The 23,618-nt window shown below is 70.2% G+C and carries 15 protein-coding genes and 5 pseudogenes; 7 read left to right on the forward strand and 13 right to left on the reverse strand.

The window, feature by feature from the left end; all coding sequences use genetic code 11:
- Positions 1-11: 11 nt before the first annotated feature.
- The 6 genes and pseudogenes from OG381_RS00805 to OG381_RS00830 form a co-directional block, all read right to left on the reverse strand.
- A complete protein-coding gene (locus OG381_RS00805; protein WP_327722355.1) occupies positions 12-2,069 on the reverse strand; it encodes an alpha-galactosidase in 2,058 nt (685 codons plus the stop codon).
- A 47-nt stretch (positions 2,070-2,116) separates the two neighbouring features.
- A complete protein-coding gene (locus tag OG381_RS00810) occupies positions 2,117-5,161 on the reverse strand; it encodes a beta-galactosidase (protein ID WP_327714118.1) in 3,045 nt (1,014 codons plus the stop codon).
- A 47-nt stretch (positions 5,162-5,208) separates the two neighbouring features.
- Positions 5,209-6,089 (reverse strand): annotated as a pseudogene (locus OG381_RS00815) (LacI family DNA-binding transcriptional regulator); the annotation flags it as partial.
- A 5-nt stretch (positions 6,090-6,094) separates the two neighbouring features.
- Complete coding sequence (locus OG381_RS00820) at positions 6,095-7,051, reverse strand: carbohydrate ABC transporter permease (protein WP_327714119.1); 957 nt, start codon at positions 7,049-7,051, stop codon at positions 6,095-6,097.
- Complete coding sequence (locus OG381_RS00825; protein WP_327714120.1) at positions 7,048-8,058, reverse strand: ABC transporter permease; 1,011 nt, start codon at positions 8,056-8,058, stop codon at positions 7,048-7,050. Before OG381_RS00825 ends, OG381_RS00820 begins: the two co-directional genes overlap by 4 nt.
- 42 nt (positions 8,059-8,100) lie before the next feature.
- The gene (locus OG381_RS00830; RefSeq protein ID WP_327714121.1) at positions 8,101-9,774 is read right to left on the reverse strand and encodes a Tat pathway signal sequence domain protein; all 1,674 of its coding nucleotides are present in this window, start codon (positions 9,772-9,774) and stop codon (positions 8,101-8,103) included.
- Positions 9,775-10,107: 333 nt separating this feature from the next.
- On the opposite strand from OG381_RS00830, the gene OG381_RS00835 reads away from it, so the two are divergent.
- Both OG381_RS00835 and OG381_RS00840 read left to right on the forward strand, forming a co-directional pair.
- Complete coding sequence (locus tag OG381_RS00835) at positions 10,108-12,957, forward strand: glycoside hydrolase family 3 C-terminal domain-containing protein (protein ID WP_327714122.1); 2,850 nt, start codon at positions 10,108-10,110, stop codon at positions 12,955-12,957.
- Positions 12,958-13,004: 47 nt separating this feature from the next.
- Positions 13,005-14,501: a glycoside hydrolase family 43 protein gene (locus OG381_RS00840; protein ID WP_327714123.1), complete on the forward strand. Its 1,497-nt coding sequence runs from the start codon at positions 13,005-13,007 to the stop codon at positions 14,499-14,501.
- Here the strand turns inward: OG381_RS00840 and OG381_RS00845 are convergent.
- Positions 14,498-14,833 (reverse strand): substrate-binding domain-containing protein, encoded by a 336-nt coding sequence (locus tag OG381_RS00845; protein ID WP_443061849.1) that lies wholly within the window; start codon positions 14,831-14,833, stop codon positions 14,498-14,500. The two genes, OG381_RS00840 and OG381_RS00845, sit on opposite strands and share 4 nt — an antisense overlap.
- An 81-nt stretch (positions 14,834-14,914) precedes the next feature.
- Here OG381_RS00845 and OG381_RS00850 point away from each other — a divergent pair.
- Positions 14,915-15,094 (forward strand): annotated as a pseudogene (locus OG381_RS00850) (IS5/IS1182 family transposase); the annotation flags it as partial.
- Between the two features lie 3 nt (positions 15,095-15,097).
- On the opposite strand, the gene OG381_RS00855 reads toward OG381_RS00850, so the two are convergent.
- The 4 genes from OG381_RS00855 to OG381_RS49445 form a co-directional block, all read right to left on the reverse strand.
- Positions 15,098-15,658 (reverse strand): EF-Tu/IF-2/RF-3 family GTPase, encoded by a 561-nt coding sequence (locus OG381_RS00855; protein WP_327714124.1) that lies wholly within the window; start codon positions 15,656-15,658, stop codon positions 15,098-15,100.
- A 92-nt stretch (positions 15,659-15,750) separates the two neighbouring features.
- The gene (locus tag OG381_RS00860) at positions 15,751-15,984 is read right to left on the reverse strand and encodes a hypothetical protein (protein WP_327714125.1); all 234 of its coding nucleotides are present in this window, start codon (positions 15,982-15,984) and stop codon (positions 15,751-15,753) included.
- 1,049 nt (positions 15,985-17,033) lie between these two features.
- Positions 17,034-18,665 (reverse strand): peptide-N4-asparagine amidase, encoded by a 1,632-nt coding sequence (locus tag OG381_RS00865; RefSeq protein ID WP_327714126.1) that lies wholly within the window; start codon positions 18,663-18,665, stop codon positions 17,034-17,036.
- A gap of 288 nt (positions 18,666-18,953) precedes the next feature.
- A complete protein-coding gene (locus OG381_RS49445; protein WP_443062016.1) occupies positions 18,954-19,652 on the reverse strand; it encodes a substrate-binding domain-containing protein in 699 nt (232 codons plus the stop codon).
- Positions 19,653-19,888: 236 nt separating this feature from the next.
- On the opposite strand from OG381_RS49445, the gene OG381_RS00880 reads away from it, so the two are divergent.
- The 4 genes and pseudogenes from OG381_RS00880 to OG381_RS00895 form a co-directional block, all read left to right on the forward strand.
- Entirely contained in the window at positions 19,889-20,305 is a 417-nt protein-coding gene (locus tag OG381_RS00880) for a hypothetical protein (RefSeq protein ID WP_327714127.1), read from the forward strand.
- A gap of 111 nt (positions 20,306-20,416) precedes the next feature.
- Positions 20,417-20,641, forward strand: coding sequence for a hypothetical protein (locus OG381_RS00885; protein WP_327714128.1), 225 nt, complete (start codon positions 20,417-20,419; stop codon positions 20,639-20,641).
- A gap of 14 nt (positions 20,642-20,655) precedes the next feature.
- Positions 20,656-20,760, forward strand: a pseudogene (locus tag OG381_RS00890) (hypothetical protein); the annotation flags it as partial.
- Between the two features lie 116 nt (positions 20,761-20,876).
- Positions 20,877-21,014 (forward strand): annotated as a pseudogene (locus tag OG381_RS00895) (pyridoxal-dependent decarboxylase); the annotation flags it as partial.
- 108 nt (positions 21,015-21,122) lie between these two features.
- Here the strand turns inward: OG381_RS00895 and OG381_RS00900 are convergent.
- Both OG381_RS00900 and OG381_RS49450 read right to left on the reverse strand, forming a co-directional pair.
- On the reverse strand, positions 21,123-23,018 hold the full coding sequence (locus OG381_RS00900) for a family 43 glycosylhydrolase (protein WP_327714129.1): 1,896 nt from the start codon (positions 23,016-23,018) through the stop codon (positions 21,123-21,125).
- A 194-nt stretch (positions 23,019-23,212) separates the two neighbouring features.
- Positions 23,213-23,528, reverse strand: a pseudogene (locus tag OG381_RS49450) (xylosidase); the annotation flags it as partial.
- Positions 23,529-23,618: the final 90 nt, after the last annotated feature.

Consider the following 23,618-nt stretch of genomic DNA (forward strand, 5'->3'; position numbering starts at 1 on the left):
CGAAGTGCGGGTCAGGAAGTCTGTGTGGGGCGGGCCGGCTGCCGCAGGCGCAACAGCACGGCGGACGGTGCCGCCGGCAGGGTCACGGTGAGCTCGGCCGCATCCGGATCCCAGGCGCAGTGCGGTCGCCCGCTGCTGGGGTAGAGCAGGTCGGTGCTGACATCGGCTCCCCGCAGCCGGGGCAGCCGCAGGACTGCGGTGTCGTCCGCTCCGGGGCGGCGCCAGACCGTGAGGTAGGTGGTGGCCGGAGTGTGCAGGGCCAGGGCGATCCATGGGTCCTCCCAGGCCGGCAGGCCGAGCGGCCAGGCGGGGACGGCCTGCGGCAGGTCGGCGCGGATGGACTTGTACACCGCCACCCCCTCATGGACCAGCGCTCGTTCTCCGGCCCCGAGCTCGGTGATCTTCCCCGAGAGGTGGATGCGGCCCAGGAGGGCGTTGGCCATGGTGAAGGCGACCTCGTCGGAGGAGTGCTTGGCCTGCGGGTAGGACCAGACCGCACCCTGTTCGGGGGTGACGGCGGTGGGCGCGGAGGCGGCGATCGGCGCATAGAGCAGCAGGTCCTCCTGGTCGCTGGTGGAGTGGAGCTGCAGCCGCGAGAGCATGGCGTGGTCGGTGCGCATGCCGCCCGAGGCGCAGTTCTCGATCACCAGGTCCGGGTAGCGGTCCAGGACGCCGTCCAGCCAGTCGAGCAGGGCCCGGTTGTGGCCCAGCAGCCCGTCGGCCGGGGCCTCCTCGGGGTGGCTGCTGGTGCCGCGGGCGAAGTCGGTGTTGTGGTCGAGCTTGAGGTAGCCGACGCCCCACTCGCCGACCAGACGGTCCACGACCTGGTCGAGGTGGGCCCGGGCGGCGGGATGGCGCAGGTCGAGGTGGTACCGGTTGCCGCCATCCCCCGCACGCTGCCCGTCGCGGCGGAAGAACGCCTCCTCCGGCAGGGACTTGGCGACCGGGCTGGACACGCCGACCCCCTCTGGTTCCAGCCAGATGCCGGGCACCATCCCCCGCTCCCGGATGCGGTCCATGACCTCGTGGATCCCGCGCGGCCCGGGGAAGCGGCTGGCGGCGGGCTCCCAGGTGCCGACGGAGCTCCACCAGTGGCCGTTGTCGTCGTCGTACCAGCCGGCGTCGATGACGAAGTACTCCGCCCCCGCCTCGGCCGCAGCATCGACCAGCGGCAGCAGCTTGGCCGTGGTGGGGTCGCCCATCAGGCAGTTCATGTAGTCGTTGAAGATCACCGGCAGGTGGAGGTGGTCCCGGTGCGGGCGGCGGGTGATCCGGCGGTATCGGGTGAGCACGGCGAATGCCTCGTCGGGGCCGCCGTCCGCAGCGAGAGCGAGCGCCACCGGCACCGTGCGGAACTCGGCCCCCGGCTCCAGCAGGTGCCGCCAGCTGTGATTGGCGTCGGTGGGACCGAACAGGGCCACGTAGGCCGTCTCGTCGCGGACGCCGCACTCCGAGCGCCAGCCTCCGCCGTTGTGCTCGATCTGCCACAGCCAGGTGCGACCCGATTCACGGTCGGTCAGGCCGCCCATGGGGAGGAACCGGCTGCTGGACCGGACGCCCCGGCCGGTCATGACCCGGCCGTTGAGGGCGGGCGAGGACTCCCGCAGCGGCTCCTGCTTCCAGCGGAGCTCGGTGAACCACTCGTTATCCGCCCACATCAGGTCGGCGGAGTCCAGGCCCGCCGGTCCGTCCTGGGTGAGGCAACCGGTCACCAGCGAGCTGACCGACTCCAGTTGCAGCGCACCCGGCCCTTCATTGCGCAGGACCACCTCGCTGCGCAGCACCGGCAGGCCGTCCGGGGAGCGGTAGCGCACCTCGGCGGTGAGCCCGGTGCCGGGGTCGTGGAGTTCGACGCTCAGCGTGTGCCAGTCGCCGTCACGGCCCGCGCGGTGGGAGCGGTGCCGCAGCCGCGAGGCGAGGTCGGTGTCGATGAGGTGCCGGCCCTGGCCCCCCACCGTCACCTCGACCAGCGGCAGCGGTGCGCCGGGGCGCCTCGCGCCGTCCGCCTCCCCGGGTGTCCCGAGGTGGACGAGTCGGGCGGCGCCGTCCTCGTCCAGGGCGATCTCCATGGCCAGGGCCGGGTGGCCCCAGCGGATCGTCTGCGCTGTGCCGTGCGTCACTGGGGTACGTCCTCTCGGGTGGTGCCGGGCGCCAGGCCGCGCTCGCGCAGCCAGGCCAGTTGGATCCCGGGGGTGGAGCCGTAGCCGCCGCCGTGGTCGGCGAACGGCCAGACGGTGATGGTGCGGTCCACGCCTGCGTGGTGGTTGAAGGCGGCGTAGACGGTGGACGGCGGGCAGATGGGGTCCATCAGGCCGACGCTGAACAGCGCGGGGGCGGTGGCCCGCTGGGCGAAATGCACGCCGTCGAAGTAGTCGAGGGTGGCAAAGGTCGGCTGCGCCTTGTGCCGGCTGTGCCAGCGCAGGTACTTGACGAGCTCCTGGTAGGGCCCCTCGAAGGCGATCCGGGCGCCCTGGCGGAAGTGGCACAGGAAGGGCACGTCGGGGAGTACAGCGGCGATGTGATCAGTCATCAGGCCGGCCACGGCGAGGGAGAGTCCGCCGCCCTGGCTGCCGCCGGCCACGATGATCCGGCCGCCGTCGATCCCGGGAAGCCCGGCGACCGCGTCCACCGCGCGCACGCAGTCGGTCATCAGCCGCCGGTAGTAGTAGTTCTCGGGCGAGTCGATGCCCTTGGTCATGAAGCCCTCGGACCACTGGGTGCCGTCGCCCATCCCCCGGTCCGGGGTGTCGTGGCCCTGACCTCGGGTGTCGACGACCAGCTGGGCGTACCCGGCAGCCGACCAGAACAGGTGCTCGGTGGGCAGTCCGCGGCCGCCGCTGTAGCCCTGGTAGGTGACGACCACGGGCAGCGGGCCCTCCACCCCGCGCGGGCGCAGCAGCCAGGCGGCGACCGGCTCGCCGTTCCAGCCGGGGAAGCGCACGTCGTCGACCTCGACGGTGCGCAGTCCGTACTGCTCGGTGACCCGCTCGGTCTTCACCGCGCCGCCCTGGGCGCGGGCCTCGGCGAGGGTGCGCTGCCAGAAGGCGTCGAAGTCGTCGGGGGCTGGGGACTCCGGCCGGTAGCCGACCAGGTCTTCGGGGCCGGGGTCAGTCAGGGGCATGTCGTGTTCCTCACGTCCCGGATCGGGGGTGGGCCGGTGTGAGTCGTTGCGCATCACGGCAGCCGGAGCACGGCAACGCCTCCGGGGGGGCAATGTCACGCCCCCATCCGCTGCCTGACGGTCCGTCAAGACCTCCCAGCCGACGACCGGGACGTGCCAGGGCTCACGGCCGTGGTTGAGCAGGAAGAGCCAGGAGCGGCCGTCGTCGGCGCTGCGGCGGACCGCCTCCACGCCGGGCGGCAGGCCGGGCACGAGGGGTCGGACCTCGGCTTCGGACAGCAGGCGGCGCACCAGTGCGGAGTAGCCGGCGTCGTCCAGCCGGGTGGAGAGGTACCAGCCGGCGCCCTCGCCGTAGGCGGCGCGGGTCAGTGCGGGGCGTCCGTCGGCGTAGGCGGCGACGGTGTCCGCGCCCTCGGTGCGGAGGTACTCGCTCCAGGCGCCCGCCGCCGTGCCGTCGGACAGGCTCAGCACGGCCCCCGCCGCCAGCGGGCGGTGCTCCTCGACCCGGATGCCCAGCGCTTCACGCAGTGGCTCGGCCGGGTAACCGCCGGTCCTGGCCCGGTAGTTCTCGTCGACGACGCCGCTGAAGTACTGCACCAGCAGGGTGCCGCCCCGCTGGACGTAGCCGCGCAGGTTCTCGGCCGCGGCGTCGGAGAGCAGGTGCAGTGCGGGCGCCATGACCAGCCGGTACGCGGACAGGTCGGATTCGGGGTGGGCGAAGTCGGCAGTGACGCCGGCGTCCCACAGGGCGCGGTGGGCGCGGCGCAGGGTGCCGGGATAGTCGAGATCCTTGGACGGCAGGCCCTGGCTCTCGAGTCCCCACCAGGAGTCGGTGTCGTGCAGCACGGCGGCCTCGGCGACGACCCGTGAACCTGCCACCTCGGCCAGCCGCGCCACCGCCTCCCCGGTTTCGCAGACCTCGCGGAAGATCCGCGAGTCCGCCCCGGCGTGCGGGACCATCGCCGAGTGCCAGATCTCGGCCCCCGAGCGGGACTGGCGCCACTGGAAGAACAGCGCGCCGTCGGCGCCGTGGGCCAGGTGCTGCACCGAGTGCCGCAGGATCTCGCCCGGCTCCTTGGGCAGGGTGGCGTTCTCCCCGTACACCGTGGAGGTTCCCTGCTCCATCAGCAGCCAGGGCTTTCCGCCGCCGAAGGAACGCGCCCGGTCGCCGCCGAAGGCGGTGTCGGCGGCGGCGTCCACGCCCGGCGCGATCGGGTAGTGGTCGATGCTGACGAAGTCCAGCTCACGGCCGAAGGCCCACAGGTCCAGGTTCTGGTAGCCGGGCAGCATCAGGTTGGTGGTGACCGGCAGTTCACTGTGGGCGCGGACGGCGTCACGTTGCTCGCGGTAGGCGGCGAGGGCCTCGTCGGACCAGTAGCGCCGGAAGTCGAGCACCTGGGCCGGATTGTGGTGCCACTGGGTGGCCCGGGGCGGCAGGATCTCCTCCCAGCTGCCGTAGCGCTGGCTCCAGAAGGCGGTCCCCCAGGCCGCGTTGACGGCATCCAGGCTGCCGTGGCGCTCGCGGAGCCAGCGCCGGAAGCCGGCGGCGGCGTGGTCGCAGTAGCAGATCGCGGCGTACTCGTTGTGGACATGCCACAGGGCGAGCGCCGGGTGCTCGCCGTAGCGGGCGGCCAGGGCGGTGGCGATCCCGCGCGCGGCCCGCCGGTAGGCGGGAGCGGCCAGGCAGTAGGTGTCCCGGCTGCCGTGGACGAGCCCGGCTCCCTCGGCGGTGACCGGCATCGCATCCGGGTGCGCCAGGGTGAACCAGGGCGGCGGGGAGGCAGTGGGGGTGGCCAGGTCCACGGCGACGCCGTAGCTGTGCAGCCGGTCGAGCTGCTGGTCCAGCCAGGAGAACTCGTACCGGCCCTCCTCGGGTTCCAGTAGCGCCCAGGAGAAAACGCCGAGAGTGGCGAGGTTGACCCGCGCCCGGCTCATCAGGGCGTCGTCCTCCTTCCAGGTCTCCTGATCCCACTGCTCCGGGTTGTAGTCGCCGCCGAAGGCGAGGCCGCCCAGCCGGGCGGTGAGTCTGCTGGTGCTCACTTCACACTCTTTCGGGTAGGGGCGAGGCCGGGGACGGGCTGCGTGCGCCGTGCCGGACCGGTGACCGCGGTGAGCCGCGGTGAGCACTGCTCGGCCAGGGCCTCGGGGCACAGCGCCACCACCGAGACGTCCTCGGGGACGACCCGCCCGTAGGCCCGCAGCAACGAGAGCAGCGGCTGGATCGCGCCCTCGTTCTGGACGACGAATCCTGTGGTGTCGGGACGGTCGGCCAGGATCCGGCTGACCACCCCGGCCACAGATTCGAAGGTGCCCTCGCAGGGACGGTGCAGGACCCCCAGGCCGAGGGCCGCCGCGTCCTGGAAGCCGGTCAGGGTCCGTTCCGCGTAGCCGGAGTGGCACCGGTAGACCGTCGGCGCGTAGCCGATGAACGCGACGTCGTGATGCCCCAGCTCGGCCGGTGCTCGGCGCAGAGCGCGCCGGCGTGGGCGAAGTCGTGGTCCGCGCAGGCGAGTCCGACGGGGTCGCTGGGCAGGCCGATCAGGGCGGCGGGGATGCCGGTCTCGCGCAGGACGGCGATGCGGGGGTCGTCGAGCTGGACGTCCATGAGGATGACGCCGTCGGCGAGACCGCTGGCGGCGACGCTGCGCACCCTTCCCGATCCCTCGTCATGGGTGAGCAGCAGGACGTCGTAGCCGAAGCGGCGGGCCGCCGTGGTGACCGAGATGGCGATCTCCATCATCACCGGCACGTAGATGTCGGTGCGCAGCGGGACCACCAGCGCGAGGATGTGCGAGCGTCGTCCGGCCGGCGCCCTGGCACCGGCGTTGGGGTGGTGGTCGAGGCGGGCGATCGCCTCCTCGACCCGCTTCTCGGTGGGGGTGGAGATCGCCCGCTTGCCACTGAGGACGTAGCCAACGGTGCTCGGGGAGACGCCTGCCGCCTCGGCCACTTGGGCCACTGTCACCATGCCGGTCAGCCCTTGATCGCGCCGGTGAGCATGCCGGTCTTGAAGTGCTTCTGCATGAAGGGGTAGACCATCAGGATCGGCACCAGGGTCAGCACCACCACCGCCATCTGCAGGGAGAGCGGCGCGGTCTGGGTGTGCAGGGAGCCGAAGCCGCCGTTGGTGGCGCCCGGCATGGTCATCCCGTTGCTGACGTACTGGAGCAGCACGTACTGCAGTGGCCACTTGGTGCTGTCGGTCGGCATGTAGAGCATCACGTTGAAGAAGGAGTTCCAGTAGCCCACCGCGTAGAAGAGCGCCACCACCGCGGTGACCGCGCGGGAGGTCGGCAGCACGATCGACCACAGGATGCGCCACTCGGTGCAGCCGTCCATGCGGGCGGCGTCGATGAGGTCGGAGGCGGTCCCGGAATAGAAGGAGCGCAGCACCAGGATGTTGAAGACGGAGACCGCGCTGGGCAGGATCAGCGCCCAGTACTGTCCGTAGCCGCCGAGGGCGGTGACGACCAGGTAGGTGGGGATGAGGCCGCCGCCGACGAACATGGTGATGACGAGCACCAGCAGGATGGCGCGGTGGCCGAAGGAGCGGGAGCGGGACAGCCCGTAGGCGCACAGCACCGAGACCACCATGGAGAGCAGGGTGCCGACGACGGTGATGCCCAGGCTGACCAGGACGGCCCGGGTGACCGGCCCGTCGACGAGCATCTGGTGGTAGGCGGCCACGGTCAGTCCGTCGGGCCAGATGACCAGGCCGCCGGCCCGGTTGATGGCGCCGGGGGTGGACAAGCTGGTGACCACGACGATCCACAGCGGCACCAGGACCGCTGCGAGCACCAGCAGCAGCACGCCGCCCTTGAGGCCCTGCCCGACGGCCGTGGGCGGTTCCTCCCACACCGGGCGGTTGGGATGCCGGTCAGGACGGAGCGTCAGGGCCGGGGTCGGGGTGTCACTGAGTGTCTGGCTCATTTGCGGTACAGCCCGTCCTCACCGAAGGCGTGTGCGAGCCTGTTGGCTCCCCAGATCAGCAGCAGCGAGATCACGCTCTTGAACAGTCCGGCCGCCGCGCCGTAGCTGTAGTTGTTGGTGGCGATGCCGTAGTAGAAGGAGAAGGTGTCCAGGACGTCGGCGGTGTCGTGACCGACGGCGTTGCGCTGGATCAGGAACTGCTCGAAGCCGACGCTGAGCGCGTTGCCCAGCCGCAGCACCAGCATCAGCACGATGACGCCGCGCATGCCGGGCAGGGTGATGTGCCACATCCGCCGCCACCGGCCGGCCCCGTCCACCGCGGCGGCCTCGTAGAGGTTCTGGTCCACGGCGGCCAGCGCGGCGAGGAAGACGATGATCCCCCAGCCCGCTTCCTTCCACACCGCCTGGCCGGAGATCAGCAGCGCGAAGGTGCGGGGGTTGGTCATGATGTCCCAGCTGCCCAGATTGTGCTGGGCGAGCAGGTCGTTGAGCACGCCGGCCCCGCCGAGCATCTGCTGGAAGATGGTGATGGCCAGCACCCAGGAGAAGAAGTGCGGCAGATAGACCACGGACTGGATGAAGTTGCGGATCCGGGGGCTCATCACCGAGTTGAGCATCAGTGCGAGGGCGACCGGCACCGGGAAGAAGAGGACCAGCTGGACGAAGCTCAGCCACAGGGTGTTGCGCAGCGCCGCCCAGAAGACCGGGTCGTTGAACAACTGCTGGAACTGGTCGAGACCGGCCCAGTCGCTGTGCATCACCCCGACCAGCGGGTCGTAGTACTCGAAGGCGGTGATCAGGCCGAACAGCGGCGCGTAGTTGAAGACCAGCAGCAGTGCCACGGCCGGGAGGGTCATGATGATCAGTGACTTGTCCCGGCGCAGCCGGATCCGCCAGGTCGTCCTGGTCCCCGGGAGGCTCTTGTCCGCCCGGCCGCTCCGCGCGCCGGCCGCTCGCTCGGCTCTGCGGCTCCCCTGGGTCTTCTTGGGTTTGATGGTGGATGTCACGGTCGCGGTTCCTCCTTGCGTGGCGCCGCCTGCTGGTGCGGGCTACTGACCCGTGCCGAGCTTGTCGAGGATCTCGGTCTGGTACCACGCGTTGAGCCGGTCACCGCCGCTGCTCTTCCAACTGGCCAGTGCCGCCTGGTAGTCGGAGACCTTCTTCAGGCCGTGGGTGACGTCCTTGATGGCGTCCTGGACGGACTGGGCGTTGGCGATGGTGCTGAAGCGCGCCGGCAAGGTGATGTTCATGCCGTAGAAGACCGGCTTGTAGGCGTGCTTGCTCGCAGCAGTGCACCAGGCGAGGGAGTCGCGGGTGACCTGTTCGGCGCCCGGATTGAACACCACCGAGGGACCCGCGCCCAGGAACGGGAAGGTCTTCGACAGAGCGGTCTTCTTGCCCTCGGCGGTGTACGTGGGCAGACCGTTCTGCAGGGTGTAGTGGACGCCCTCGACGCCGTAGTTGGCCATCGTGTACTCGGCCGAGCCGAAGGGGGCGGACAGGTAGTCGGCGACCGCGAGCAGTTCCTGGATCTGGTCGCCGGAGAGCTTGGCGTTGAAGTAGCTCAGCATGCTGGTGGAGGCGCCGAGGAAGACCTGAGGGTCGGACTTGCCGTCGGCGGCGATGATGTTGAAGGCGTCCCGGCGGTAGTTCTTGTTCGCGGCGGTTCCGGACTGGTAGTCACTGAGGCTCCAGGCCCCGGTGCCGCCGCCCTGGATCAGGGCCTTGCCCGAGTAGAAGCGGGTGCTGGCGTTGTTGGTGTTGCCGGCCAGCGCGTCGGGGTGCACGTATCCCGCCTTGGCCAGCCGGTAGTGCCAGTCGAGGGCCTCCAGCATTTCGGGCATCTCGTAGAAGTGGACCAGCTTGCCGTCCACCACCTTGTATTTGTCCGGGAGTCCCCATGCCTGGTACAGGGAGGTCCAGACCTCGTCGAACGCCCAGACTCCGCCCTTGGCGTCGGTCAGCTCCTTGCCCAGGTTCATGTAGTCCTCGGCGGACTTGACCTGGTCGGCGGTGATCCCCTTGGCCTCCAGGATGTCCCGGCGGTAGAACACCGTTCCGGACAGCGGCATCCCGCTGGCGAAGGTGGGAATGCCGTAGATCTTGTCCTGCCAGGCGCTGACCTGCCAGGCCAGGGTCGGGATCGCCGCCAGGTTGGGGTACTTCTTGATCTTCTCCCCGGCCAGGTAGGGCGTGAGGTCCGCCAGCTGGGTCCCGACCAGCCCACCCATGTTGAAGGTGTTGTTCCACCAGCTGGGCAGGTTGATCCAGTCCGGCAGCTTCTTCGCCGCGGTCATCGTCGGGACGATGGTCGCGTAGTCGTTGCCGTTCGCTGGCTTCATGGTGAGGTTGATGCCCAGCGCCTTGTTCATGGCCTGGTAGAACGAGTTGCCCGCGGGCGGGAGGGTGTCCCACATGGGGATGACCGCGGTGTAGCTGCCGCCCTTGCCCGGTATGCCGGAGACGGTGGCGACCGGGTGGGCCGGGTAGGTCAGGTAGCCCGGGTCGGTGAAGGAACCTGCGGCCCCGGTCACCGAGGGAATGTCCGGCTTGACCGCCGTGCTCGCCACGTAGGCGGGAAGCGCCGCGGCCAGACCGGTCTTGCTGTTGGCGCCGCCCTTGCTGCTGGAGGACTTGCCCCCGCCGCAGGCGGAGAGCACCGGGGACAGGGCGGCTGCTCCCGCCACAGCGACCGCGCCGTTCACGAAAGTTCTGCGACTCATGGCGATGCTCATGGGCTGCCCTTCGAGGGTGGGTTGAGGAGTCGAGCGTCGTGCAGATGCGCTGTAGTGCAGCCGGACCCTTGCAGGGAACTGACGGCCTGTCCGCCGGAAGCCGTCGAAGCGCTTCGATGTTGCCGAGAGGTTAAGCGCCACTTTCCCCGGAGGGCAAGGCATGCACAGAGAAACGACAACTTAAAGTTTCCGGTGGCTACCACGAAACTTTCTCTTGACGCTGGTGTGATCGCCTGTCAGCGTCGAAGGGCTTCACCACCGGCAGGGTTGCGCGACCGCGCCTGTCGGCCCGACTGCCCGTTCTGCAAGGGATCCTCACCTGTGAGCACTGCCGCCGTGTCCGCCACGCCCCACTTCCGCGATCCCGGGCTGCCTCTGGCCCAGCGCGTCGACGAGCTGCTCTCCCAGCTCACGGCCGAGGAGCGGATCGCCATGCTGCACCAGTACTCCCCGGCGATCCCCCGGCTGGGAGTCGGCGAGTTCCGTACCGGCACCGAGACCCTGCACGGCGTCGCCCGGCTGGGCGAGGCCACCACCTTCCCGCAGGCCGTGGGCCTTGGCGCGAGCTGGGACGAGAGCCTGGTCCGCGAGGTCGCCGAGGCCGTCTCGGCCGAACAGCGCGCCTTCCACCACCACCGCCCGCCGGCCGTCGGCACCGGCCGCACCAGCCTCCAGGGCTGGGCGCCGGTGGTGAACCTGCTGCGCGACCCGCGCTGGGGACGCAACGAGGAGGGCTACTCCGAGGACCCCGCGCACTCCGCCCGGCTCGGCGACGCCTTCTGCCGGGGCATGTCCGGCGACGACCCGGAGCATCTGCGCACCGCCCCCGTGCTCAAGCACTTCCTCGGCTACAACAACGAGGACGGCCGTTGCACCACCTCCTCCGGGCTGCGCCCCCGGGTGCTGCACGAGTACGACCTGGCCGCCTTCAGGCTCGCCATCGCCACTGGCGCCGCCACCGGCGTCATGGCCGCGTACAACCTCGTCAACGGCCGTCCCTGCCACGTCAGTCCGCTGATCGAGCAGCAGCTGCGGCGCTGGGCCGAACCCACCGGGCACGAGCTGTTCGTGGTCAGCGACGCCGAGGCTCCCTCCAACCTGGTCGACCCCGAGCACTACTACGAGGACCATGCCGAGTCGCACGCTGCCGCCCTCAAGGCCGGCATCGACTCCTTCACCGACCACGGCGAGGACTCCTCCGTCACCATCGGCCGAATCACCGAAGCTCTGGACCGCGGCCTGCTCACCATGGACGACGTGGACCTGGCCGTGCGCCGCCAGCTGTCGATCCGCTTCCGCCTGGGCGAGTTCGACCCCGAGCACGACCCCTACGCCGGCATCGGCTGGGAGGTCGTCAACTCCCCCGCCCACCAGGAGCTCGCTCTGCGCGCGGCCACCGAATCCGCGGTGCTGCTGAAGAACGAGGGGCTGCTCCCACTGCCCGCCGACCGCCGGGTCGCCGTCGTCGGCCCACTGGCCTGCACCCTGTTCGAGGACTGGTACAGCGGCAGCCACCCCTACCGGATCACCGTCGCCGACGGCCTCGGCGTCCAGGGCGTGGAGGGCGTGGACCGGATCGTGCTGCGCACGGCGGACGGCCGGGCGCTGACCGCCGCAGGCCCGGAAGGGATGCTGACCGTGGCGGATGCCCAGGACAGCGACCCGTCCGCACAGTTCGACCTCTTCGACTGGGATCTCGGAGTGCTCACCCTGCGCTCGGCCGCCACCGGCCGCTACGCCTCCCTGCGCGACGCCGACCGCCGGGTAGCCGCCGACCGGGACCAGCCCGGCGACTGGTACGTCCGCGAGACCTTCCGGCTCGAACCCGACGGCGACGGGGGCGAGTTGCTGCGGAGCGTCCTCACCGGCCGGTACGCGCAGGTCCACGCCGCCACCGGCGTTGTCACCATGTCCGGAGAGTCGCCGGAGGTGGCGGCAGTCCTCACCCGCACCGTCGTCCGTGACGGCGTCGCCGAGGCCGTCGCCGCCGCAGCCGCGGCGGACACCGCGGTCGTCGTCCTGGGCAACGACCCGCACATCAACGGCCGGGAAACGCAGGACCGGGCCGGACTGAACCTCCCGCCGAACCAGGACCGCCTGCTGCGCGCGGTCCTCGCCGCCCAGCCGGACACCGTCCTGGTCGTCATGTCCAGCTACCCCTACGCGGTGGACTGGGCCGCCGAGCACGTCCCCGCGATCCTGTGGACCTCCCACGCCGGCCAGGAGACCGGCCGCGCCCTCGCACGCGTGCTGCGCGGGGATGCCGACGCGTCAGGCCGCCTCCCGCAGACCTGGTACCAGGGCAACGACCACCTGCCCGAGCGCCTCGACTACGACATCATCAAGGCCGGCTGGACCTACCAGTACCACCGCACCCCCGCCCTCTACCCCTTCGGCCACGGGCTCTCCTACGCCGACTTCAGCTACTCCCGGCTCGCCCTCGACGCCGACCGCCTGCCCCAGGACGGAACGGTCACGGCCCGGGTCTCCCTGGGCAACCGGGGCGAGCGGGCCGGAATGGAGACCGTCCAGCTCTACGTCCGCGCACTGGACGCACGCTACGAGGCGCCACTGCTGCGCCTCGCCGACTTCCGCAAGGTCCGGCTGCAACCCGGCGAATGGGCCGAGCTGGAGTTCCGGCTGCCCCTCGAGCAGGCACTGGCCCACTGGGACGTCGCCACCGGCGCCTTCACCGTGGACCCCGGCCACTACGAACTGCTCGTCGCCCGCAGCGCCGCCGACCCCGTGCTCACCGCCCGGTTCACCGTGGACGGACCTGCTCCCGCTCCCCGGCGGGTCGTCGGCCGGCCACTGCGTGCCGTGGACTTCGACGACTACCGCGACGCCGTCATCGTCGACGCCGGCCGCACCGACGGGGACGCGGTGACGCCTGCCGCGAACCAGGCCGCGCGGCTGGTCTTCCGCAACGTGGACCTCACCGGCGCGGCCACGCTGACCGCCGAGGTCTCCCGCACCGCGCCCGGCCCGGCCGGCCTGGACGTCTACGCGGACGGACTGCTGCTCGCTGCACTGCCGGTGGACTCGACCGGCGACCGGTACACCTGGACCACCGTCAGCGCCGCCCTGGGCCACCAGCACAGCACGGTCGGCGAACTGACGGTCGTACTCACCGGTGAACAGCGTCTCGCCGCGCTGACGTTCGCGCCCTGAACGGCGCCCACCCACCCGCCCACCACGCCGCCAAGGACTTCACACCGATGACCTCCGCCACCAGCCCGGTGATCCCGGGCTTCCATCCTGACCCCAGCGTCTGCCGGGTCGGCGAGGACTACTACCTCGTTTGCTCCAGCTTCGAGTACTTCCCCGGCCTGCCCGTCTTCCACAGCCGCGACCTGGTCAACTGGACCCAGATCGGCAATGCCCTGGACCGCCCCAGCCAGCTCGACCTCCCTCCGGACACCCCCTCCTCCGGCGGCCTCTACGCCCCTACCCTGCGCCACCACGACGGTCGCTTCTGGCTGATCGTCACCAATGTCGCCTCCGGCGGCGGCAACATGGTCTACACCGCGACCGACCCGGCAGGCCCCTGGTCCGATCCCGTCCGCGTCCCCGGCGTCCCCGGCATCGACCCCGACCTCGCCTGGGACGAGGACGGCACCTGCTGGTGCACCTACGCCGGGGTCGCCCAGGTCCGCCTCGACCCCTCTACCGGCGAAATCCTCGGCGAGCCCTACCCCGTCTGGTCCGGCACCCCCGGCTCCATCGCGCCCGAGGCGCCGCACCTCTACCGCATCGGCGACCACTGGTACCTGATGCTCGCCGAGGGCGGCACCGAACGCGGCCACAGCGTCTCCATCGCCCGCGGCCCCTCCCCCAGCGGCCCCTTCGAGCCGTGCCCGGCCAACCCGATCCTCACTCACCGCGGCACCAACAAGCCGGTCCAGAACACCGGCCACGCCGACCTGGTGCAGGCGCCCGACGGCAGCTGGTGGATGCTGCTGCTGGCCGTCCGGCCCCAGGGCGGCACCCCCGGCTGGCACGTACTCGGCCGCGAGACCTTCCTGGCCCCGGTCAGCTGGGAGGACGGCTGGCCCGTCATCGGCGAGGTCGGCGTGGAGCGCGCCGAGCTGCCCTGGCCGGTGTCGGCCCCCACCCCCGAGCCGGAGCGGGACGACTTCGAGCCCGGCGACCTGGCACACCACTGGATCTCCCTGCGCGACCGGCCCACCGAGCTGGTCAGCACCAAGGAGCGCGACAGCTGGCTGACCCTGCGCGCCCGCGGCGCCTCCCTGGACGAACCCGACGTGGTCCTGCTGGGCCGCCGCCAGCAGCACCTCGCCTTCCGTGCCCGCACCCTGATCGATACGGCCGAGGGCAGCGGCGGACTCGCCGTGCGCCTGGACGAGTTCCACCACTACAGCATCGAGGCGACCCCCGGGGGCCGACTCTCGGTCATCGCCAGGATCGGCTCGCTGCGCACCGTCACCGCCGAACACACCCTCCCGGCAGGCCCGGTGACCCTCTTCGTCCGCACCGGACCCGCCCCCGAGCCGCACGACGCGCGCACCGGCCCGGACTCCCTGGTCTTCGGCTTCGAGTCCGCCGACGGAACGGCGACCGACCTGGCCACCCTGGACGGCCGCTACCTCTCCACCGAGGTCGCCGGCGGCTTCACCGGACGCGTCATCAGCCTCTACGCCGCCACCGGGACCGCCCACTTCGACTGGTTCGACTACGCACCCCTGGTTCGCTAGGGCCTGCAGACACCTGTGGCGGTCCCGGTGCCTCCGGACCGCCACAGGCCCCCACCCACCCGTCCGAAGGGACAGCACGTGCACTCGACCGGCTCCACCAGGGGCTGGTGAACCGTCGTCAGCGGCGGCTCCACCCAGGAAGCCACCGGCAGGTCATTGAATCCGACCACGCTCAGATCGCCGGGGATGGTCAGCCGCAACTCCCGAGCCGCCTGGTAGCCGCCCAGGGCCCGCAGATCGTTGGCGGTGAGAACGGCGGCCGGCCGATCGGCGCGGCCCAGCAGCACCAGCGCCGCCTCCCGTCCAGCCTCGCCGGCCGGCTCCGTCCGCACGAGTCAGCGCACGCTTCCAGCCCGCACCATGACGCACCCCGTACGAACGGAGCACCCTCCTGATGAAGTTCACCGACGCCTACTGCGGGCGGCCAGCCCACCGGCTTTGGCCAGGAGCGGTATGCCCATCGGAACGAAGTCGAGCGCCTGATCGGCAAGCTGAAGATCCACAGGGCTGTTGCAACACGCTTCGACCAGCGGGCGTTTGTCTTTCAAGGCACGGTCACCCTTGCCACGATCCGGCTCTGGCTCCGCTCGTGAAGCTCAGCGAGGGAGTCGAGTCACGGTGCCGAAGCCGGCGGCACGACCGTGGTGACGGAATGCGAAAGGCTGGGCTTCCTCCAGGGCAACCGGTTCTTCGAGGGTGACTGTCACTTCGGCCCCGTGAAGCGGCCGCACCACATCGCCCCCGCGAAGCGTGACAGTGCCACATACTGCGGCGCTGCGGGTGTGGAATCGAAGGCGATCGCCGGATACTACGTCCGCACCGCCCTGTTCCTCGGACAGCAGGGTGATGTCCGCAGCGAAGCAGGCGTGGGCGCTGATCGAGCCCGGAGTCGCAAGCACGTGGCCCCGCTCAACCGCATCCGCTGTTATGCCACCCAGCAGTACCCCCACGTTCATGCCCGCACCGGCCTCGTCGATACGTACGTGACTTGCGTCGATGTCCGCCACACGGGCAGTCGCGCCACCCCCCAGACCGACGATCTCCACCTCGTCACCCTTGCGTACCCGCCCACGCTCGATCCGGCCCGTGAGCATGACCATCCTGCCCTGCTGCAGGCCAAAGACGTCCTCGACGGACATCAGGAATGGCTTCTCCACCGCATTCACCACTGACTGACCTACGGATCCACCCACGGCTCCCCCCTGGCCCCTACGTGACTACCCACAGCAGGGACTACCAAGGGCTGAGACTAACAATCTGCCCGTACAGCCGAGGGGCTGCGGCGCAGTCCAGCCTGCGACCTACCGGACACGCTCCAGGCGACTGCGGAGTCCAGCTCGTTGAGCGCGGCCAGCAGAACCTCCCCCACGACCACGGTGTCCCTGCTGGCCAGCCCGCTCGGCCTGACCTCCGAGCACGTCTCCGCCGTATCCGCCACCCGTATCGCCGCGTCCGATCCGGCGGTGGCGACGACCGTGGGCATGCTGGAGCCGCTGGTCGACGGGGCTGGGCACGCTCACCCGACGGCAGCAGGGGAAGCGCCTGCTGAATCCTGCGGGGTCCGTCATCCCGTACACGGGTTCGACCAGGGCGATGTCCTCACCGCTCCCGCGGCCCCAGCCACCCGAAAAGATCTGGCGAGGGGGCGCCCCGGGCGGCGGCCGGCCTGCGCGAGCGGATCACGGCGGTCAGCGTCTGACCGGCACGCGACACGTGCGGACAAGACCCCCGTCGCAGCAGTTCGGAGACTCCCGCCCGCAGCCGGACCTCCCCCACCTCAGTGCGCGAGGGTCCGGCTCGCCGAGATGGCGCTCGACATAGTCCACGGCGCTGTGACGCGGCGGCCGCGCGGCCGCGCTCGAGCCGGGAGTGCAACACCGAGGCCGCCATGGCCATGTGGGTGACCCGGAGCCGGTCGAGCTCACCACCGTGATCCGACCGCGGACCTCCGGCCGCAACGGGGTGAAACGGAGGGGGGGCGTAAAGGTCGCAGAGCACGTCCTGCCAACGCGCCGACCGGCCGGCCGTGGGCCACTGCTCCGCATCGATCACGGTGACCATTCCGACCTCTTCTGTTTCGATGCCGCCGGACAGCGCCGCTCCTGCCAGGCGACGGCCCCGTCGCGCTGCGCCGGGTGTTCACATGTGAACTCCGGCCTCTCGACGGCAGGAAGCCTCATGCGGGGGCGCTCGTCCCGCTGAGCTGCCCCGCACTCATCCGGCTCCCGCGAGCCTTCGTGCCGGCGCCACGCAGGGTGGTTTCAAAGTCCTGATGCTCAGGATGCTGGCGGCTCGGTAGGTCTTCGTCGGCGCGTAGGCCTCGCTGATCCCTCCGAGATCGACACCAGGCGTGGTCCGCTGCTCGTCGCCCAGATCTGCGAGCTCTCGGGCACCCGTCAGACGCCCACGGGCAAGACCATCTGGGTGGAGCAGGCGCTGCCCACCGGGACACCGGAACCATGATGCGCCGCCGCCCGGTGATCGCCGACGGCGGCGCGCAACACGCCCTCGGGCGCGTTCAGTTGCCCATGGTCAGCAGTGTCGTACGTCCTTCGTCAGGACGCCCTGTTCCGTGGCGAGCGTGTGGTCGTAGCACACCCCCGCTCCGCTGAGCCGGTACCGCTCGCTCGTCGTCGCCACGGCATGCCGGTCCTCTCGGGCCACGCCCAGCGTGAACGTCGCGTCTCCGGCGTACTTGTCGTCGCTGAGGATGCCGTCCGTGCGGGCATGGTCGTCGATGGACATGATCACGCGGAGCCGGTTGTCCGTGTCGATCGTGGAGCGGCCGTCCAGTGTGTACGTGCGGTCGGTGCGCGAGGTGTGGCCGTTCACGGTGACCTTCTGGGCGTCGGTCCAACGGCCGCTCTGGTTGTCGGTGTTCTCGTCCGGGGTCCAGTGGTGGGTGATCGCCGTGGTCAGGGACCGGTCGACCGTGGTGGTGACCCGGCCGTGGGAGGTGTCGAGGTAGCCGGAGACCTTGAGGCTGTGCGTGCCCTCCGTCACCAGGCTGCGCAGGGATCCGTCCTCGTAGGTGTTCGTCACCTTCGGCGCGGACGACGCCTTGTACGAGGTCAGCGCGCCCGTCACCACCGACTTGTGGGTGTCCTGCCACACCAGGATGTTCGTCGGGGCACTCCAGCCGGTCTGTCCGCTGGGCACCCCAAGCACGGACACGTCGACCGTGTGCGCCTTGCCGTCGTTCAGCTCACCGGCGAAGGGGGTCAGGTCGAACTCCAGCGGTCGTACGTCCAAGGCGGTCGGCGACGGGAGCACCGACCACAGGTACGGCGACCAGCCGCCGGTCCACACGTTCGGGTAGGGCGAGGCGACCCCGGCCACCTTCCCGTCGATGCTGACCTCGACCTCGCGGTACGGGCCGTCGTCCCCGCCCTGGCAGGAATACGATGCCGACGGCGTGACCGCCGAGTACCAGAACTCCTCGCAGCCGCCGCCCGATCCGGTCGCGTACACCTCGGCGAGGATCCGCTCGGAGTTGCGCGGAGTGGTGAGCTTGGCGCCGCTTGTCACGCTGTCGGCGTCGCTGAGCGGGATGACCTGGTCGGGAGCCGATGCGGCCGACGTGGCCGATGCGGTGCGGTTCGGCTCGGGGGCGTAGAAGGTGAGCGTGACCTTGACGTCGAGGACACCGGTGTAGGTGTCGTTGACAACGTTGCCGATGAGCATGTCGACGGACTGCTCACCGCTCAGCGTCTTCTCATACCGTGTCACGTCCTTCTCGACGGACCAGTCGATGCCGTCCTGCGACGGTTCCGGCGTCGACGTGCGGAACACCTCGACCCCGCCGATGTCGAGATACCCGAGCCGGTCGTACTGCCGCCCGGCCACGCTGCCGTCCATCCGCAGGACGACCTTCGACCAGTGGCCCGGGGTGCCGCAGCCGGTCGGCGGGGTGTAGGTGCCGGTGTAGGGGGTGAAGTCCTTGAACTTCGCCTCGGCGACCGTGACCGAACAGGACTTGGTGTGCGGCGTGGTAATCGCCGGGGCGGCGGTGAGCGGGTCGTGGTAGTCGGTGCCGAACTCGGCCGGCACCGTCACGGCCCCGGCGGGCGAGGCCGCGCCCAGGGTCAGGCCGAGCGTGGTGGCCGCAGCGGCGAGAGCGAGCGCCGTCCGGCGCAGTCGTCCGCGGGTCGTCAGTTGTTCCATGCAGCGCAGTGAACCCACCCGTCCGATGTCATCACCAGACATGCCAGGGAGGATTGAAGAGGTCTTGACCAATCGGCGGCCTGGCGAAACCGTGCAGCAACACATCCGACCCATGACCCCGGTCGGCGGGCTGCTCAGGGGGCACGACTCCGAACCGAAGCGAAAGTCAGTGACCAGAGCGCTTCGTCGGCGCGCCACACGGGCGCCGCCGACGGTCCCGGCCGCCACAGTCTGTTCAGCGAGGACGGCCGCCAGCGCCAACTACTCTCTGCCGGCAACCGCCGAATCTCATGAAGACCGACGTGCCCGGTCGACACGATGCCCACTTGGCGACCGCACCGACTGCCGGATTACCAGTTGCGTGCTCAGCACGACGTGGTCGTCGGCGAGAGACTTCTCTCGCTCCAGCGCCAGGCGGACCGCGGTGCCTGCGAGCTCTTCGTAGGGCACCCGAACGGTGGTCAGCGCGGGGGTCAGATCGGTGGCGAAAGGCACGTCGTCGAACCCGACCAGGGAAACGTCGGCGGGCACGGACAGATCCGCCTCACGCAGCGCGGCCAGAGCGCCGACGGCAACCATGTCGGTGCCGTCGAAGATCGCCGTGAAGTCCAGCCCCTCATCCAGCGCGGCCTGGGTCCGCTGATAGCCGGAAACCCGGGTGTACGACCCGGAGACGTCCAGATCTTCGGTGTAGGCACAAGGTCGCCGCGGAAGCCGCTGGTGGGTGCCTGGAACAGGGTGCCGGGCGCGCTGAAGAGCATGTGGTCGCGCAGGATCCCTTTCACCGGGGCGCGCGAGGACGAAGGTCTGCCCCTCGACGGCGTACACCAGGCTGACGGCGGTGTTCGCCTCGGGCCCGAGCGCCGTCGCCATGCCCCGGTACACGGAGAAGCTCGGCGAGGAGGCGACGTGGATCTGCTCGCCCTTGTTGTACATCATGTACTTGGTGAGCGGCTGGATGTGCTCGGCGCAGTTCAGCGCGCCCAGCCGGCCGAGTCTGGCCGAACGGCACTGTACAGCTGCGGGTCAATGGGCACTTGGTCCCTCCCACACCGCACGACCGGGGGCCTCCCACAGTACGGGCGCTGGGAGGTGCCGTCGAGGCGGCTTGCAGGACGTGCAAATCCCTTGCGCAGCAGGATGGTTGACCACCACCGGCGCGTCGGTGCGGTGTGCTGGGTGCAGCGCCCCGACCGTGCGGAGCCCGGTCCCTGGGAGGCATCATGACAAGCGCAGCCGCGGCCACGTCGGCCATCGACCCGGTGCTCGGCCCGGTCCGTTCCGCCCGCGAGGCCGTCCCGCCCCAGTTGTGGGAGAAACAGGTCCAACTCCTCGTGCGGGACTACCCGCACGACACAGTCATGGCGGCCAGGGTCCTCGACCAGGGCTACGCCTACCTGCTAACCGCGATGACCCACCGGGGCGAGTCCCTGGGCCTGGCCCCGAGCAAGCTCGTAGACATCGGCGTGCACACGATCATCCTCGACACCGTGGCCTACGCCGAACTACGCACCGCTTGCATGACCACGCCTCGTCTCGGTTTGACGAATCCTGCCGGTCCCCGGAGCCGCCCGCGGTCCATACGAAGGTGCTGCGGGACGAACTCGTCTCGGCAGCCGAGTGGGTCGCCCAGTATCTGAGCGAACTGCCCCACGGCCCGGTGAGCCGTCCGCTGCCTCCACCAGTGCAGTCGCGACTGCGTGAGGGCCGGCTCCGGCACCACAGCGCAGCGGCGGAGTGTGCAGGACTTCGTGCGCGATGAGATCGCGCCGTACCCGACCGGGAACGGGCACCCTGCCTTCTTCGCTTGGGTCAACTCGCCGCCCGCACCGGCCGGGATCGTCGCCGACCTGCTGGCCTGCGCCGTCAACGCGACCTGCGGGATGGGCGAGAACGCCCTGATGGACCTGGAACGCGGCACCGTCCGCATGCTCGCCGACCTGGCGGGCCTGCCCGATGGCGCGGCGGGGTACTGACCAGCGGCGGCGCCATGGCCAACCTGCTCGCCCTGGCCACCGCGCGCACCTGGTTCCTCACCCGGCGAGACTCCGCGGACGGCCCCGCCTACGACCGCGACCACGCCCGCCTCACCCTCTACTGCAGCGCCCAGGCACATGTGTCCGTCGCCAAGGCAGCCGCCTGCATCGGTCTGCCCGCCCACCGGCTGCGCCCGTCGCCACGGACCCGCACGACCGCCTGGACCCCGCCGTACTGCGCGCCGCGGTCACCGCCGACCTGGACGCAGGCCTGCTGCCCTTCTGCACGGTCACCACGCTGGGCACCACCGCCACCGGCGCCGTGGATCCGCTCGAACCGGTCTCGGAACTGTGCCGGAGCGTGGGCATGTGGCACCACGTGGACGGGGCCTGGGTCGGACTCGGCGCCGCCGTGCCAGCCCTAAGGCCCTGGACAGGGTCGGGCGCCGGGTTGCCGGCCCGGGCCCGACCCTGTGTTGGTTCAGCTCTTGCCGGTCAGGCGCCAGACCTGGTTCTTCTTGGTGGCCAGCGCACTGGCGGAGTCACAGGTCCACTGGTGGACCAGTGCTCCGACGGCGGTGGAGATCCCGCTGACGTCCACGCACTTGCCGCTGTGCACCGCGACGAGCTGGTAGTCGTTGGCGGCGACCTGCCGCAGCGTGAACTGCTGGTTCGTGCCGCCGTGACAGGTCCACTGATGGACCGCCGCGCCGTCGGCGGTGGAGGCGCCGGCGATGTCGAGGCACTTGCCGCTGTAGTGGTTCACCAGGGTGTAGGTGTCCGCCACCCCTGGCACCGGGCGGAAGTCGAACCGCTGTTCCTCACCGCCGCCGCAGGTGTACTGCCGGTACTGAGTGCCGTCGGCGGTGCTCTGGTTGGGGTCGTCCAGACAGTACCCGCTGTGCTGGGCGACGGCGGTTGACGAGAAGGTGGGCTGGTTGGTGTTGAACTGCCACCAGTCCATATTGAACAGGTACCCGCTGCCACCGGCGAAGCGCAGGTACAGATCGTGGGTCCCGGTCGCACCGGTAACAGGGCACGAGACCGTGCTCCAGGTCTGCCAGCCTCCGGTGCCCGACACAGTGCATGTCCCGACCGTTGGCCCAGTAGGACTGTCCAGGTGCAGCTCAACTCGGCCGCCGCTGGTGCTTGAGGCCACCCTGGCGGTGAACGAGCTGGCACCGGTGCCGAATGCTACGCCCTTGACCTTGATGTAATCGCCGTCTTCAATCCAGCTGACGTTCATCCCGCCCTCGCTGGAGGGTTCGGTTTCGATGCCGCTGCCCCACGCGATGGTCTCGGCTTGCTGACGGATATAAGGATCGAGCGTGCCGGCTTGCGGCGCCCCCTCCGTCGTCATATTGATCGCTGGAATGGTGCCGTCGGCGTTGTAGCTGAACTTCTCCACGGCGACCGAGCGGGTGAAGTTGCCGCCGCCTGGGAGGGCGCCGTTTTGGTAGAAGAAGTATGAGTTGCCCTTAAAGTCCACGATGCCGGCGTGGTTGGTGAAGCTGTTGCCCTGTGTGGGCATGACTGTTCCACGGTAGGTCCACGGCCCGGTCGGGCTGGGTGCCGTGGAGTAGGCGATGAACTCCGAGCAGCACTTGGCCGCGTACACCATGTAGTACAGGCCGTTCCGCTTGTAGATCCAGGGTGCTTCTTCGTACAGCGTGGGGCGGTCGGGGTTGTCGGTGCGGGTTCCGAAGCCGGCGGTGGTGAGCGGGATTTGGGTGGGGCTGCCTGCGTAGGAGGTCATGTCCGTGTTCAGCTTGACGTACCAGAGGTTCGGGTTGCCCCAGTACAGGTAGGCCTGGCCGTCGTCGTCGATGAAGACGGTCGGGTCGATCTCGCTGTTCTCTATCAGCGGGTGGCCGAGGGCGTCGCGGAACGGTCCGGTGGGGCTGTCCGACACGGCCACGCCGATGGCCATCCGGCCGGTCGCCCGGGCCGTCACCGGCACATACCAGTAGAACTTGCCGCCGCGTTCGATGGCCTGGCCCGCCCACGCGTCGGTCGACGCCCAGCTGAAGGTGTTCAGGCTGAGCGGCGAGCCGTGGTCGGTCCAGTTGACCATGTCGGCGGAGGACCACACCCGCCAGTCCTTCATCACGAAGGAGGTGGAGCCGTCCTCGTCGTGCCCGGTGTAGAGGTAGACCCGTCCGTTGTAGACCAGCGGGGCAGGGTCGGCGGTGTACACGTGCTGCACGATCGGATTGTCCGCCCTGGCCGCGGTGGGCTGCACCACGGCGGGCACGACGGCGAACACCAGCAGGAAGCCCACCACCCAGGCGGCCGCCCGGGTGAGTCTCCTACCGGTGGCGGGTGGTCTCCCTGCGGTCGGGTGAGCCGTTGGCATGAGGACGGCGGTACTGGCCATGGTGTGGTCCTTCCTGGTGCTGCGGGTCGGGGACTGAGCAGCTGGTCAGAAGCGGGGGAGGAACGTTGCTGCGCTCGGGGTGTGGTCAGTGCGGACCTGCGATACGCGCCAAGCCGCCGCGTGTCTGCGCGGCGTAGCCCGTGACTTCGGCGCTCGCGACTTCGGCGCCGGTGCCAGTGCCGGTGGTGTTCCAGTTGCTGTCCGTCGCGGATCGTCGCGTAGTCCAGCTGGATGGTCGCGGTGGAGGTGGGTCCCTGAATCCGGTGGGTGAGGGTATTGCGGGCCCAGTACAGGTCGGTGGTGGCTCGCGGTGCGCAGGGTCAGGCCGTTGTTGACGGACCACTTGCCGTGGTCCGGATTGTGGTTCGATTCCCGCTTCGGTTTCACGGTCGTTCCGTCGAAGGCGTCGCCGCCGGTCAGTGGGTTGGCCTGGCGGGATGGGGGCGGCGGAACGGGGCTGGGATACGACGTGCCCCAGGCACGGCCTACGAGTTGGGCGACGGGCCGGCCGCGCCAGGCCTGACAGGAGGACCACGGCCGCGCGGCGCGGGCGCGGGCATGGTGCGGGCGACGTCACACGATGCTCCGGGAGGCGATCGG

The organism is Streptomyces sp. NBC_00490, from assembly GCF_036013645.1.
In the GTDB taxonomy this organism is placed as follows: domain Bacteria; phylum Actinomycetota; class Actinomycetes; order Streptomycetales; family Streptomycetaceae; genus Streptomyces; species Streptomyces canus_F.